Here is a 13,464-nt window from a genome sequence, read left to right on the forward strand (position 1 = left end):
TTTGTTGTGCTTAAACTCGTTTTTGTAGACGTGACACCCAAAACGGAGCGACCCACGACATGGCCTGAACGAGCATAAAACCACAAAACAACGCCACCGCTGACAACGGCTTAACATTGCCTAAAATTAAAATGAAGCCAACAATCACGATTGCAAACTTGCCCATCATACCTTTATACATGTTCGAAAGAACCTGTTTAGAGGCACGAGCTCCCGCTGTCCGAAACGATTGCCATGAAAAATAACAGGTCGCAAGCCAACAGACGAACGCCCCTAAAGCGGCACTCAAGGCTGCGGTTGAGTCTTTCACGACCCAGCCGATCAAGGCTGAAACAGGGATCATACACGCTTGTAAGAGGACTAAAGCTTTCGCTAATCGTCGGTCAATCAAGCGACTAGTTCGGCTCATTATTTATTCACTCACTGCAAGCATGCTTGACAAGTTTAGCTGATGATTATTTTTAATCGCAGGCATTATAGAGTTACACCCCTGAACATGCAATCTTTTCCCGACCTTAGTCGTGTTTTTTTCCACAGGCCAAATGCTGGCAAACTAATCAAAACTTGTCTATTTTTTAAATCATTAGCGCGCACTTAACACGCAGTTCTGGGTTTGTCCAGCCAATTTCTGCCAGCCCTGTATAAAGTCCCCTACCCCATTCATGCTTTCATCCACCGTCTGAAAGACAATTGGCTGGAGTTTACGGTACTGACTTTTTCCGGCATGTGCTTCGGCCAGCAGGCACATTTTGGGTTGTGGACGGTGATCATGCAGGAACTTGATCTGTGCCATGGTCGGTGCCACATGCGGATCATCGGTCATGGCGCCCATGAACTTGAGGTTCAGCGGACGTTCCAGATACTGATAGGCATCGTGATAGGCCCAATAAGGACGGGCTTTGCTGACAGAGTGGTAACGCTGGGCTGTGGCCAACATGTTTTGCGCAAAGTCACGTGCATTGTTCCAGTAAATTTCACGATATTGCGGTAATTGCTGGGAACGCAAGGCCGCAATAAAGAAACCGATACGGACTGCATTATTCGGATCCAGCCAGACATGGGTATCGACCGTCTCCTTTAAGGCAGCACCTTTAGGATTACGCATCGGCAAGATACTCAGGATCCCTGATTCCAAAAGAGCGATACTTTTTTTATTGTCCAGCACTTTGGACAGCGGCGCTTCATGGGCCTGTCCCAGCCAGATCACCAGTCCGGCATCTTGAATGGTTTTACGGTGTGCCGGAGTCAGACTGACATCATGACCACTTTGATTGGCCAGTAATAAGGTTGGCTGCTCCGCCCCCTGGGTAATTTTCTTGGCAATCAGATAAATGGGCTGCGTCGAAACCACCAGACTTTGTGACCAGCTGAATGTGCTGAATAAAGCCAGACTACACAGGGCAAGGAAACGGAACATGAGTAGAACTCACCTAAAAACGAGGAAATTGTTAAGTGTTATAATATAACAAAATAGCAAAAATACCTATGCCTGATCGAAACTCCAGGTACTTCATGCTAAGATTTGAAATCTTTTTAATTTTCAGTTTCGCACTTGAGGTGAACTATGGGTTCATGTTCGCACGAGCACCACAACGCATTGCATGGCGTGCACGATCATTCAAATGTCGAGCGCCGTCTTGCAGAAGCGGAAAGTATTTGTGCAGCAACTGGAGCACGACTGACGCCGCTGCGCAAAGAAGTGCTGGAACTCATCCTGAAGGCGAGCGGCCCTATGGGCGCCTATGATCTACTGGCACAAATGAAAAATGCCAGTGACCGTCCTGCTGCACCGCCTACCGTCTATCGTACCCTCGACTTTCTATTAGAAAAAGGCTTTATTCATCGCCTGACTTCTATTAATGCCTATATTCCCTGCTGTCATCCGCGTGAAGGTCACCAGGCTGCCTTTTTAATTTGTACGGCGTGTAAGGCCGTCAAAGAAGCTTCTGCACAGGATCTGCTGAATCAGCTAGATGCTCTGGCCGCCTCTGATGGTTTTAGCTCACACCACAGTATTATCGAGATTTCAGGAACCTGTCAGCAGTGCCAGAACAAAGCATGAGCTCCGATCCTCTGATCCAACTTTCGAATATTTGGGTCAATATTGATGAGCGCGACATTTTAAAAGCCGTAGACTTTTCTTTACAAGAGAGAGAAATTGTCACGCTGATTGGTCCGAATGGTGCAGGTAAATCTACCTTAATTAAAGTCATGCTCGGAATTGTAAAACCACAATCCGGTAAGGTACTGAGCAGCCGGAGCTTAAAATTTGCCTATGTACCACAAAAATTCAATCCATCGCACAGTCTGCCTTTACGTGTCAAAGATTTACTGGCTCTAGAAAAATGTCCAGCCAAAGTTAAAGCAGAAATTATTCGTGATACAGGCATCAGCAAGCTGGAAAATTCCAAGGTGCAGCAATTGTCAGGTGGGGAACGGCAACGTGTATTACTGGCACGCGCCCTGCTGCGCCAACCGGATATTCTGGTTTTAGATGAACCGATGCAAGGTTTGGACATTCAGTCTGAAGCAGAACTGTATGACTATGTACGCAGTCTGCCAGAAAAATATGGCTGTGCCATTTTGATGGTGTCGCATGACTTACAATGGGTGATGCAAGGGACCACGCGTGTCGTCTGTTTAAATAAACATATTTGCTGTAGCGGCTCTCCAGACACGGTACAGCAGCACCCTGAATACCAGGCCATTTTTGGTAGTAACCGGGTATTCTATCAACACCATCACGAGCACTGCGCGCATGGTGATTCGGCCATCCCCTGCCAACAGGACCCTCGTCCACATATTCACCCCGAGCCGGAAGCTTAAACCATGATGGACTGGCTAGACCTCCTTTTACCTGCCTGGATCATGGGAACGCTCCTCGTGTTCCTCACAGCCCCACTTGGCTGCCTGATGTTGTGGCGCCGTATGTCCTTTTTCGCTGATACCATGGCACATGGGACTTTGCTCGGTGTGGCGATCGCGGGGGCCTTAAGCTTACCGCTCTGGATCGGTGTAACCTTTCTGGCTTTACTGCTGGTGGCTATTCTCTGGATATTGCATGACCCACGCCTGCCGAATGATGCTTTGCTGGCCCTGTGTTCGGCGACTTTGCTCTGTTCAGGTCTGCTGTTTATCCAGCATTTACCCAGTTTAAGACCGGAACTACTCAGCTATTTATTTGGTGATCTACTTACCATTTCATGGGCAGATTTACCGACCTTTGCAGCGGTCATTATTCTGGCCCTGGCGGTGCTCTATAAAAACTGGCAGGCACAGATCCAGATCGCGATTGATCCGGATATGGCAGTCAGTGAAGGGGTGAATGCCAAATGGCAGCGCCTGATCTTTATGCTGCTCTTGGCTTTATTTACCGTACTCGCGCTGCGTGCAGTAGGCTCCTTACTGATGGGTGCATTGCTGGTCATTCCAGCCTTAACTGCCCGACTGTTAGCTCATTCTCCCAAACAGATGGTGATCTGGGCTTTTGTGATTGCACAGATTGGCGTGACGGTTGGGCTGTGGTCAAGTGCCGGCTTAAATACTTCGACCGGCTTAACCATTGTCCTGACCATGGCCATGTTATTTGCCCTTATATTTACCCTACAAAAAGTTAGAAAATCAAACTAGGCTGCCATGACGAAGCGTTACTTTATCAGTGCCTGTCTGCTTGGCCAGAAAGTTCGTTATGATGGACAAGACTGTCTAATCAAAGAAATCGTTGAGCAGCTCCTTGCTCAGCAATATGTCAGCTTATGCCCAGAAGTTCATGGCGGCTTGGCCATTCCACGCCCGCCCGCTGAAATTCAACAGGGTTCTGGACTGGATGTACTTCATCAGCAGGCATCGGTCTTGGATAGAGAGGGAGAAGATGTATCACAGGCCTTTATACAGGGTGCTTATGCGGCCTTAAAAGTTGCGCAGGATTTTCAGGTTACAGACGCGATTTTAAAAGCCAACAGCCCTTCATGTGGTAGCCATCTGATTTATGATGGTTCGTTTACGGGAAATAAAATTCAGGGAGATGGGGTTACCGCAGCCTTATTTAAGCAGCATGGTATAAAGGTCATCACAGAGGAAGAGTTTCTAGCAAATTTATCCAGTTTGAATTCTTGAATTTTTTGATCGCTGTCCGAGAAGCCCTATACTCAGCCATTCTAAAAACAACAGCTTATTGATGAATATCCAGACCATTGATCTTTTGACACGCTACCATATTTAGGCGACTCAACGTCTGACGGCAGCACTTGAACCTCTCTCTGATGAGGACTTCTGTAAGGACTGCGGTCTATTTTTTCAAAGCATTTCCGGTACTTTCAATCATTTATTGCTGGCTGACCACTTATGGTTTTCCCGTTTCTATCACGGGTTTTCACCGATACTACCTTTAAATCATATTCTTGAACCAGATCGTACGGCCTTGCTCAAACGACTCAATCAAAGCTGTCTGCAATGGCAAAGCTTAGGCACTGCTTTAAATCAAGACCTTTTAAATAGCTTAATCAGCTATCGAAGCTCGCGTGGCCAAGCTCTGCAACTTCCTTATGCTGCCACATTAATACACGTTTTTAATCATGCCACCCATCACCGTGGGCAAATCACTGCTGCCCTCATAATGCTAGACTACGCCTCGCCTGAACTGGACATGATATATATGCTTCTAGATAAGCAAAACCCCTCAACTCATTGATGTACCAGACTTAATAAAAATGCCGCGCCCGCAAATAAGACCGCAAAACTCCGATTCATCACCTTTTGCTGTTTCGCTGAACTAAGTAAGCGTAAAACTTTGGCAGCAAGTCCGGTATAACCGGCCATCACAATCAGATCAATGATAATCATGGTTGCGGCCATAATTACATACTGAATCCATTGCGGTTTGGACAGATCCAGAAACTGCGGCAATACAGCCAGCAAAAATACAATCGCTTTGGGATTACTCAGATTGACCAAGAAACCGTTTAACAGCAATTTTCCGGCTGATTTACGGGCCAGTTCATGCTGAATCTGGATAGATTGCACTGGTGCTTTCCATTGTAAAAAAGCCAGATAAAGTAAATAGATAACTCCAAACCATTTCACCAGCAAAAATGCCCAAGGTGTTGTGGCAAAAAGCACTCCTGCCCCGGCTGCTACAATTGCAATTTGTACCAGCAAGGCCAGCTGTAGGCCCAGCGCATTCCAGTATCCCTGACGAAAGCCATAATTCAAGCCACTCGACATGGACGCAATTGCACCCGCACCCGGTGAAATACTAATCACCCAGCAGGCCAACATATAGGCAAACCAAACTTGATAGGACATGACATAGCTCAGTAGCAGTTTTGCCGAGTATTATATGACTTTTCCAATATCTTCAGGTCAAAATCCTGGTGAAATTCAAGTCGAATACTATTCACTCTGTAGCGATTCAGGCACAATAGTTTGATTGAAAAACAGAAATTTATTACAGGATTCATGAATGTCTGCCCAATCTGTAATTTTGCCATTACCCTCAGATCATGCTCGTTTTATTGTGCTACGTCTGCAAGATTTAAGCCTTGAAGAACTTAAACAACAATTAGAACTGTTATTTAGTACCCGTGACCGTTTGATTACCCAGCATCCTCAAGCACAAATTAAAACCGCAGTCGCTTTTGGCCCTGAGCTTTGGTCACGACTTTATTCACAAAGCCCTGCCGGCTTTCAACAGCTTGAGCCGATTCAGGGTTCATTTGACATGCCAGTCGTACCTGCAGATGTTCTGATTCATATCGCCAGTGCACGCGCAGATATCTGTTTCGCTTTAAGCCAGGCTTTTTTTGAAGGCATCCGTGACAAAGTTCATGTTCTGGATGAGCGTGTCTGCTTCCGTTATTTTGATGGCCGTGATATTACCGGTTTTATTGATGGGACAGAGAACCCGCAATTTCCTGATGACCGTGCTGAGGTCGCTTTACTCGGTGAAGATGCAGGCATTTTCCAGGACGGTTCATTCATTTTCGCACAGCGTTATGCACATGATCTGGAAAAATGGAAAAAGTTAAAAGTTGATGCCCAAGAACAAGTGATGGGTCGTAGTAAACTGGAATCCATCGAACTGGAGGATGAGGTAAAACCTGAAAATGCGCACGTTGCACGTACTGTAGTGGAAGATGAGGAAGGTGAGGAAATGGAAATTCTGCGTCATTCTCTACCTTATGGTGATGGCCGTGGTGACCAAGGTCTATTCTTTATTGCCTATACCAAAGACTTAACCATTATTGATGCCATGTTAGAGCGCATGTTCGGTACCTCTGGCGATGGAATCCATGACCGCTTGCTACATTTTGTAACTCCAATGGATGGCGCCTATTACTTTGCACCGAGTGAGGAGTTGCTGGAAGAGGTGTTGGAAGGGTAAGAATAAAAAAGCCGGCGTAGGTCTGATTTTTATAAATATTTGAATTAATTAAATAACCTGAATCGCAGATAAGAAATTCACTTAAAAAAAAGGTGGCTGAAAACCATTAGGGAGTTACCACACCACCTACGCCTTCAGCCACCATGTTCCATTTCACATATTTCTTCTGCATCATTGATGATTTTTTCAGAAATTTGAAGCAACCTATTGGAATTTTTTAAAATACAGCAACAAACGTTTGAGAATGGGATCTTTTCTTAGCCTCGCTCTTTAGTGAGGCTTTGATGTTTCTAAAGCTTTCATTTTCCTGTACGCATGCCTTAAACTGCTTGTGCAGTCACTTGTACATACCGCACCACGCCGTCCTGATAAAGCTTAGCGCAAAGCTTCGCAGTCATCTGAATTTTAAAATCATCCAGCACTTGCGCTTTAATGTTTGGTTTGGATTTGTTTGAATTTAAAGTTGTTTCAACATAATTCGCAAAGCCTGAAAATACGGCTTCAGTCAGATCTTCAATCTGAATATTTTTAAATTCAAATTGGGTTAGACAGTCCTGTAGGACCTCTACACTCATTAAGTCGTTTAAATTCACATCAGCAGATTTAAGCAGCAGCTGATATTGACGTTGTTTAAATGGACTTAAATATTCCCAGTTTTTGGTCAGGACCAGATGATGAAAACCGATTCGTGCATTTGAATTCAAAACATTGCGAAGCTGCGCCAGGAATAACGGCACAGGGCTATGATAGGCCGCATCCAGACTAAGCACGACATCAAAACGCTGGGGCAATTGCATGTCTTTTAAATGCAGAAAAGATGTCTGATAAATAGCATTTAGCTCGGGAAGATGCTGTCGAATATTGCTGACATAAGCAGGCTGTAACTCGACACCTGCCAGATACTGGACCTGATACTGCTGTTGCCAATGCAGCAAACTGGCTCCCTGACCACAGCCCAAATCAAGTAATTTATCTTTTGAATTTAAATGGACGGCTTGCGCCAGATGGTCAGCCAGATGACGGCAGGCCGTGACATAATCCTGCTCACCTGCCTGCCAATATCCCAAATTGCTCCAGGGCAACTGTGCCTGATCTCCCAACAATGTTGCCTGAATGGCATATTTATGTTGAGGAATAGCTTGACGCAGTCGCTGGAGCCATTTCATTTTAGTAACCGAGTTGTGGAGCAACCTCTACTTTAGGTTTGAGTCCTTTAAATGGCAACGGCGCACCCAGAATTTCTGCAATTTTCATTGCCGAAGTTACGGCCGATTCCAAAATCGGCAAGCCGTCGCATGACCAGGAACCACAGAAGAAGACTTTACGGTTCAATTCCAGATGGCGTTGCTGTAATTCCTGATTTAGGGCGACCGTATTGGCATCTACCACCGCACGGGTCAGCTTCACCGAAGAAATGATTTTTTTCGGATCAATGTCAGTGACTGGACGCCAGGTCTGAAATACCGGAGACTTACCCACCAGGGTCGGTTCAATGGCATTCAGCCAGATGGTAAACTGCTGACGGGTGAACTTACGGTCCATCATATAGCTCAGTACAGCCCAGTCTTTACGCTTCGGCGGCATCACGCTGCTATCGCTATGAATTACCAGCTCACCCTGTTCAAACTTAAATTTCTTTAACAGCGCAATGTCATCTTTGAATTGTGACTGATCGAGAAATTCTTCAATATGCACGGTGGGTGTTGCCACCACCACCCGGTCAAAACTTTTTACCAGACTGGCCGAATTCTCTACCAGTACCTTGTCATCCTGCTGCTTGATAGACACAATCCGTGCGCCGCTTTCGATTTCAATGCCTTCAATCAGTTTATCGACCAGCGCTGGCGTGCCGCCCTGTAGACGCAGCAAGGCATCCCCATCGGTCAACTGACGCAGGAAGGTGAGTAAAGGTTTGGCTGGCCATTCTCCGATGGTTTTCGGATTACAGGTACAGATGGTATACAGTACCGGCATCACCGCACCATGCCAGAATACTTCCTCGATTTCGTTACGGTTAATAAATTCTGCCAGGCTGATGTCCTGATGATCGGATTTAAAAAATTTCGTCAGCGCTGTTTTGAGTTGCAACAGGCCTTTGACCAGTCGCCAGCCATATTGCTGGATCCCTTTACGGTTATTGATAATTGGAATATTGCCAATTCGGCTGCGTGAAGTGGTTAGCCAGGTTTCGGTCCGGTCTTCAAATAACCAGCTACAGGCCATGTAGGTACGTACCGGATAGGTTTTAATGCCCAGATGAGTGGCCAGGCTCAGCGTATTCTTCCACAGATAAGGATTCATCACACGTAAAGGGGCATCAATCAAGCCACCTTCAAACTCGAGGCTATGGCTGTCCATGCCGCGACCCTGAAGCGCTTCAAAGATGGTGATATGATGTCCTGCGTCCTGAAGAATTCTGGCTGTAGCCAGTCCGGCCATGCCACTACCAATTACTGCGATATCCAAGCTGATCATCCGTCATTGAAAAACTGAAAGAAATTATGAACCATGCACCCGGCAAACAGGTTATTAAAATCTTCCAGAATATTTTTTTTTCGTAAACCTCTATTAACAGAAATTTCCATGATTTTTTATCCCGCTCAGCACCTTGGAATAATTTTTAAAATACGACTGGTTATCTTTATTTTTAATTTAGTTATAAGAAAAAAATATTTAAAAACATATGTTTTTTTTAACCATTATTTTAACAACCGGTTTACAAAAAATCCGCTAAGTGTATAATGTAGCCATTATAAAACTATAAATTCATCCAGAAGTATCAAGATGGATTTATAAGAAAATCACTCAAAACAATAAAAACTACAGCGCATAAAAAGATCAAAGCCTCTGCAAAAGCAGAGGCTTCTTTGTTTTCTGGACTGAAATATCTTTAGCTCTTCACGGGAATTTTACCAAAGCGGCCCTGATTGAAATCTTCAAAGGCTTGAATAATTTCAGCTTTATTATTCATTACAAATGGACCATGCCCCTGGATTGGCTCATTGAGCGGTTCACCACTGAGCAGCACAAACTGGCTGTCCTGATAGGCCTGTAACTGAATCACAGAATCACTGTCACGGGCAAACATAACAATGGAACTGTCCAGCACTTTTTGCGCGCCATTCACCACCAACTCCCCCTTTAACAACACCAGTAGAGTGGTATGGTGTGCGGGTACATCGAGGAAGGTTTCATATTCTGCTTTTAGCTCCCCATCCCATACATTAACCGGGCTGAAAGTTTGGGCAGGACCATGATGTCCTCCATATTCTCCTGCAATCACCCGGATATGCCCGGCCTCATGGTCCATTTCAATGCGTGGAATCTCTGCTTTGGTGATCGCCTGATAAGCCGGCGCAGTCATCTTGTCCTTGGCTGGCAAGTTCACCCAAAGCTGTACCATTTCAAACAGGCCACCCTGCCGGGCAAAGTCTGGAGAATGAAATTCCTCATGAATCACACCTGCACCTGCAGTCATCCATTGCACATCGCCTGCCTGAATCGTGCCGCCACCACCACTGGAGTCCTGATGTGTGACCTCACCCTGATAAGCCAGGGTCACCGTTTCAAAGCCACGATGTGGATGTGAACCTACACCGCGCTGTACCGTCGCGGGATCAAAATGGTAAGGCGCAGCATAGTCCAGTAATAAAAATGGGCTGATGGCCTGACCTAAGCGGTCATAAGAAAACAGGTTTTTGACTGGAAAGCCGTCACCTACCCAGTGCATGTGCTGGTTACGGTAGACACCGATCACTTTTTTCATCTTTTCACTCCTATATAGACGATAGGATAAACATATGCTTATTTTAAGCATTCGCCTGCGCCCAAGATAGAGTAAGATTAATATTCAGTATTCCAAATATAGGACAGTAATATCTTTAAACCGCTAAAAAAACTTTCTATAAGTCTTTAAAAACAATAGAAATTAGGCTTTGTCCTATTTTCAAGATTAAGCTTCCTGTAACCTGGGCTTATTTTGTCTCATTTTCATGACTATTATGGAGCTCAGGGACGTCGGCAATACATAGCTCAAGCCGGTGTCTCCAATACTGAATAACGAGGAGTATAAAAATGGCTAAGCCCTATGTACGTTTAGACAAAGACAATGCAGCTGTTCTGTTAGTAGATCATCAAACCGGTCTGCTCTCTCTGGTGCGTGACATTGATCCGGACAAATTTAAAAACAACGTGCTGGCACTGGCTGCCGCTGCAAAATACTTTAATCTTCCTACTATTTTAACCACCAGTTTTGAACAAGGCCCGAATGGTCCTTTGGTCCCGGAACTGAAAGAAATGTTCCCAGATGCCCCGTATATCGCCCGTCCTGGCCAAATCAATGCCTGGGATAATGAAGACTTCGTGAAAGCGGTTAAAGCAACCGGAAAAAAACAACTGATCATTGCAGGCGTAGTCACTGAAGTATGTGTGGCTTTTCCTACGCTTTCAGCACTCGCAGAAGACTTTGAGGTTTTTGTCGTCACAGATGCTTCGGGTACATTTAACCATCTTACCCGTGATTCTGCTTGGGATCGTATGTCTCAGGCAGGTGCACAGCTTATGACCTGGTTCGGTACTGCATGTGAATTGCACCGTGACTGGCGTAACGATATTGAAGGTTTGGGGGCTTTATTTGGCAACCATATTCCTGACTATCGCAACCTCATCAACAGCTATAACCAGAATATTGCAGAAAAATAATCCCATCGAGTACTTAAAAGCGGCCTTCGGGCTGCTTTTAAACCCACTGACCCTTGCTCCGTTCAGAAGAGATGCTTTGGGAATTGGTCTGATTTATCCTATGCTATAACTTTGAGATGAATTCAATATGCCGGGCTAATACATGCATTCATTTGATGACTATTATTATTTTTATCTGGTCGTGAAACATGGCGGCTTTAGTGCAGCCAGTGAAGCCGCCAATATCACCAAGTCCAAACTCAGCCGGCGTATTCTGGACCTTGAAGCACAATTCAATGTCACCTTAATCCAGCGTTCCACACGCCATTTTAAAGTTACGCCCTTAGGTCAGGAATTCTTTCAGGAATGTGAAAAGATCATTCATCAGGTCGAATGCGCGCACAGTGTCCTGCTGAAACAGAGGAGCGAACCGCAAGGCCTGATCAAGCTCAGCTGCCCGTCACTCATGATGCACTATCAGGTGCGCAGCTTATTAAATGATTTTTTGCAGACCTATCCTCAAGTTCAAGTAGAAATGGAGCTGACCAGCCGGCGTGTCGATGTGCTGCATGATGATATTGATCTGGCAATTCGTACCAACTTTCAGGCGAATGAAGACTCCAGCATTGTGGTTCGTGATGTGATTAAAACCACGCACTGTTTAATCGCCAGCCCAAGTCTGCTAAAGAACCGCCAGATTGAGTCTCCGGCAGATCTGCATCAATTTCCAACCATCGTTCTGGGCACACAAAAACCACACCATTCTTGGCTTTTACAGCATATCAGCGGTCATGAACAAATCGAAATCCCCTTACAGCCACGTATTAAAAGCAATGATTTAGCCGGAGTATATTATTCGGTGATGGATGGCTTGGGAATTGCCGACCTGCCTTATTTAACCGTTGAAAAAGATATACAGGCAGGCCGCCTGATACATATTTTGCCCGAATGGTGTTCCAATATGGGCACCGTACAACTGGTCTATGCCTCACGCAAAGGACAACGTCTGGTAATGGAAAAGCTAATCGAACATCTGATACAGGGTTTAAGGACTACCGCCACCCAGCATAACGGCTATATAAGCTGAGTCTTTTACAGCCTAAATAAAAAAATCCAGCCTGTAGGGGCTGGATCTTGGCAGTTAGATCGAATTGATTAGATTTTACCGACCAGGTCAATTGAAGGAGCCAGTGTCTCTTCACCTTCTTTCCACTTCGCAGGACATACCTCACCGGGATGGGCATACACATATTGTGCTGCTTTGATCTTACGCAGCAGTTCCTGGGCATCACGGCCAATGCCACCGGCATTGATCTCAACGATCTGAATTTTACCTTCCGGATCGATCACAAAAGTACCCCGATCTGCCAGGCCTTCAGCTTCAATCAGCACATCGAAATTTTTAGACAAGGTCCAGGTTGGATCGCCAATTAATGGATACTGGATTTTACCAATCACATCCGAAGTATCATGCCAGGCTTTATGAGTAAAATGAGTATCGGTAGATACGCCATAGATTTCCACAGCCAGCTTCTGGAATTCAGCATAGTTATCCGCCAGATCACCTAATTCGGTTGGACACACAAAGGTAAAGTCTGCAGGATAAAAAAAGACCACGGACCATTTTCCTTTCATGTCCTGCTCAGACACTTCAACAAACTGGCCGTTGTGATAAGCAGTGGCCTTGAATGCTTTGATTTCAGTATTGATTAAGCTCATTCGATTTTCCTATCTATTGCTAAAATTGTGTATTCATTCGATACAGCTAGAATACAGAAAACCAATCAATAGGAAAAACCGTAAATTTTCATAAAAACTATCGGATTTTTGGATTAAAATTTTCTATTGCATATTCAATTTTTATTTATTTCTTCAATGATACAGAATCTCAGCTTTGTACGGGAAGCTATTTAAATTATACGCCTTCTTTGGAAAGTTTTATTTTTAAGGCCAGGCCTGTGAGCGACTCTCCACCTGAATAAAAAAGCCCGCCAGATTGGCAGGCTTTTAAGCGGATCATCTACCGGTTTTCAGTACTAAAATGGATATACACACCAAAATAAGATTAATACATATATTTCATTAACTTATATCATTATGTGATGTATTTTGTAAAAATTCAATGAGAAATTGCTTAAAAATTTACACTTTCTTATTTCACTAAAAATTTGCTGATAACTAATAAGTTATGAAAACAAATATATTAAAGTGGAACGTAAGCCTGAGCTAAACGATCTTGTACTAGCTCAAACCTGATCTGACAGTTACCCATTTTTTATTGTGCCTGTCAGGTTAAATTTGAGCTAAATTCTTCTCAGCCCAAATCCGTTTTCCATCAAGTAAAGTTTCAAGTGGTGTACGACCACAGCACATTTTTCCTTGATGAGTCCGTTCAGTATTAT

Annotated in this window: 15 protein-coding genes and 1 pseudogene; 8 read left to right on the forward strand and 8 right to left on the reverse strand. The window is 44.6% G+C overall.

Annotation, left to right across the window (positions count from 1 at the left end; genetic code table 11):
* Nucleotides 1–10: 10 nt before the first annotated feature.
* Nucleotides 11–409: an ATP synthase subunit I gene (locus tag NI461_RS10980; protein WP_151204714.1), complete on the reverse strand. Its 399-nt coding sequence runs from the start codon at nucleotides 407–409 to the stop codon at nucleotides 11–13.
* 174 nt (nucleotides 410–583) lie between these two features.
* Nucleotides 584–1,417 (reverse strand): zinc ABC transporter substrate-binding protein, encoded by an 834-nt coding sequence (locus tag NI461_RS10985; protein ID WP_174660421.1) that lies wholly within the window; start codon nucleotides 1,415–1,417, stop codon nucleotides 584–586.
* A gap of 147 nt (nucleotides 1,418–1,564) precedes the next feature.
* Here NI461_RS10985 and NI461_RS10990 point away from each other — a divergent pair, with 147 nt between their 5' ends.
* The 5 genes from NI461_RS10990 (at nucleotide 1,565) to NI461_RS11010 (ending at nucleotide 4,690) form a co-directional block, all read left to right on the forward strand.
* Nucleotides 1,565–2,062, forward strand: a complete 498-nt coding sequence (locus tag NI461_RS10990; protein WP_151206868.1) for a transcriptional repressor — start codon at nucleotides 1,565–1,567, stop codon at nucleotides 2,060–2,062.
* A complete protein-coding gene (gene znuC, locus NI461_RS10995; protein ID WP_162850569.1) occupies nucleotides 2,035–2,826 on the forward strand; it encodes a zinc ABC transporter ATP-binding protein ZnuC in 792 nt (263 codons plus the stop codon). Before NI461_RS10990 ends, znuC begins: the two co-directional genes overlap by 28 nt.
* A 3-nt stretch (nucleotides 2,827–2,829) precedes the next feature.
* Nucleotides 2,830–3,630, forward strand: a complete 801-nt coding sequence (gene znuB / locus NI461_RS11000) for a zinc ABC transporter permease subunit ZnuB (protein ID WP_151205307.1) — start codon at nucleotides 2,830–2,832, stop codon at nucleotides 3,628–3,630.
* A gap of 6 nt (nucleotides 3,631–3,636) precedes the next feature.
* On the forward strand, nucleotides 3,637–4,116 hold the full coding sequence (locus tag NI461_RS11005; protein ID WP_151205308.1) for a DUF523 domain-containing protein: 480 nt from the start codon (nucleotides 3,637–3,639) through the stop codon (nucleotides 4,114–4,116).
* Nucleotides 4,117–4,234: 118 nt separating this feature from the next.
* Nucleotides 4,235–4,690 carry a DinB family protein gene (locus NI461_RS11010; RefSeq protein ID WP_227548242.1) on the forward strand — a complete coding sequence of 152 codons (456 nt, stop codon included), beginning with the start codon at nucleotides 4,235–4,237 and terminating at the stop codon, nucleotides 4,688–4,690.
* Here NI461_RS11010 and NI461_RS11015 read toward each other — a convergent pair.
* Nucleotides 4,684–5,304, reverse strand: a complete 621-nt coding sequence (locus tag NI461_RS11015) for a LysE family transporter (RefSeq protein ID WP_151205309.1) — start codon at nucleotides 5,302–5,304, stop codon at nucleotides 4,684–4,686. The two genes, NI461_RS11010 and NI461_RS11015, sit on opposite strands and share 7 nt — an antisense overlap.
* Nucleotides 5,305–5,461: 157 nt before the next feature.
* On the opposite strand from NI461_RS11015, the gene NI461_RS11020 reads away from it, so the two are divergent.
* Nucleotides 5,462–6,382: a Dyp-type peroxidase gene (locus tag NI461_RS11020; protein WP_151205310.1), complete on the forward strand. Its 921-nt coding sequence runs from the start codon at nucleotides 5,462–5,464 to the stop codon at nucleotides 6,380–6,382.
* A 320-nt stretch (nucleotides 6,383–6,702) separates the two neighbouring features.
* Here NI461_RS11020 and NI461_RS11025 read toward each other — a convergent pair whose 3' ends face one another.
* The 3 genes from NI461_RS11025 to NI461_RS11035 all read right to left on the reverse strand — a co-directional run bounded on the left by NI461_RS11025 (nucleotide 6,703) and on the right by NI461_RS11035 (nucleotide 10,148).
* Complete coding sequence (locus NI461_RS11025; RefSeq protein WP_151205311.1) at nucleotides 6,703–7,548, reverse strand: cyclopropane-fatty-acyl-phospholipid synthase family protein; 846 nt, start codon at nucleotides 7,546–7,548, stop codon at nucleotides 6,703–6,705.
* A gap of 1 nt (nucleotide 7,549) precedes the next feature.
* Nucleotides 7,550–8,857 (reverse strand): FAD-dependent oxidoreductase, encoded by a 1,308-nt coding sequence (locus tag NI461_RS11030; RefSeq protein WP_151205312.1) that lies wholly within the window; start codon nucleotides 8,855–8,857, stop codon nucleotides 7,550–7,552.
* Nucleotides 8,858–9,272: 415 nt separating this feature from the next.
* The gene (locus tag NI461_RS11035; protein WP_151205313.1) at nucleotides 9,273–10,148 is read right to left on the reverse strand and encodes a pirin family protein; all 876 of its coding nucleotides are present in this window, start codon (nucleotides 10,146–10,148) and stop codon (nucleotides 9,273–9,275) included.
* Nucleotides 10,149–10,456: 308 nt separating this feature from the next.
* On the opposite strand from NI461_RS11035, the gene ycaC reads away from it, so the two are divergent.
* Entirely contained in the window at nucleotides 10,457–11,083 is a 627-nt protein-coding gene (gene ycaC / locus NI461_RS11040) for an isochorismate family cysteine hydrolase YcaC (RefSeq protein WP_253152393.1), read from the forward strand.
* Nucleotides 11,084–11,225: 142 nt separating this feature from the next.
* Nucleotides 11,226–12,149 carry a LysR substrate-binding domain-containing protein gene (locus NI461_RS11045; RefSeq protein ID WP_174660423.1) on the forward strand — a complete coding sequence of 308 codons (924 nt, stop codon included), beginning with the start codon at nucleotides 11,226–11,228 and terminating at the stop codon, nucleotides 12,147–12,149.
* A gap of 68 nt (nucleotides 12,150–12,217) precedes the next feature.
* Here the strand turns inward: NI461_RS11045 and ahpC are convergent, their stop codons facing one another.
* Together ahpC and NI461_RS11055 are read right to left on the reverse strand one after the other, a co-directional pair.
* Entirely contained in the window at nucleotides 12,218–12,781 is a 564-nt protein-coding gene (ahpC, locus tag NI461_RS11050) for an alkyl hydroperoxide reductase subunit C (RefSeq protein ID WP_253157317.1), read from the reverse strand.
* Between the two features lie 573 nt (nucleotides 12,782–13,354).
* Nucleotides 13,355–13,464, reverse strand: a pseudogene (locus tag NI461_RS11055) (IS481 family transposase); the annotation flags it as partial.

The sequence above is a fragment of the Acinetobacter sp. S4400-12 genome, assembly GCF_024129495.1.
Classification (GTDB): Bacteria; Pseudomonadota; Gammaproteobacteria; order Pseudomonadales; family Moraxellaceae; genus Acinetobacter; species Acinetobacter lwoffii_C.

Excerpts from the sequence above, each read along its gene's own strand:
- NI461_RS10980 (WP_151204714.1), bottom strand. The coding sequence starts at position 409 with ATGAGCCGAACTAGTCGCTTGATTGACCGACGATTAGCGAAAGCTTTA.
- NI461_RS10985 (WP_174660421.1), bottom strand. The coding sequence starts at position 1,417 with ATGTTCCGTTTCCTTGCCCTGTGTAGTCTGGCTTTATTCAGCACATTC.
- NI461_RS10990 (WP_151206868.1), top strand. The coding sequence starts at position 1,565 with ATGGGTTCATGTTCGCACGAGCACCACAACGCATTGCATGGCGTGCAC.
- znuB (WP_151205307.1), top strand. The coding sequence starts at position 2,830 with ATGATGGACTGGCTAGACCTCCTTTTACCTGCCTGGATCATGGGAACG.
- NI461_RS11005 (WP_151205308.1), top strand. The coding sequence starts at position 3,637 with ATGACGAAGCGTTACTTTATCAGTGCCTGTCTGCTTGGCCAGAAAGTT.
- NI461_RS11015 (WP_151205309.1), bottom strand. The coding sequence starts at position 5,304 with ATGTCCTATCAAGTTTGGTTTGCCTATATGTTGGCCTGCTGGGTGATT.
- NI461_RS11020 (WP_151205310.1), top strand. The coding sequence starts at position 5,462 with ATGTCTGCCCAATCTGTAATTTTGCCATTACCCTCAGATCATGCTCGT.
- NI461_RS11025 (WP_151205311.1), bottom strand. The coding sequence starts at position 7,548 with ATGAAATGGCTCCAGCGACTGCGTCAAGCTATTCCTCAACATAAATAT.
- NI461_RS11030 (WP_151205312.1), bottom strand. The coding sequence starts at position 8,857 with ATGATCAGCTTGGATATCGCAGTAATTGGTAGTGGCATGGCCGGACTG.
- NI461_RS11035 (WP_151205313.1), bottom strand. The coding sequence starts at position 10,148 with ATGAAAAAAGTGATCGGTGTCTACCGTAACCAGCACATGCACTGGGTA.
- ycaC (WP_253152393.1), top strand. The coding sequence starts at position 10,457 with ATGGCTAAGCCCTATGTACGTTTAGACAAAGACAATGCAGCTGTTCTG.
- NI461_RS11045 (WP_174660423.1), top strand. The coding sequence starts at position 11,226 with ATGCATTCATTTGATGACTATTATTATTTTTATCTGGTCGTGAAACAT.
- ahpC (WP_253157317.1), bottom strand. The coding sequence starts at position 12,781 with ATGAGCTTAATCAATACTGAAATCAAAGCATTCAAGGCCACTGCTTAT.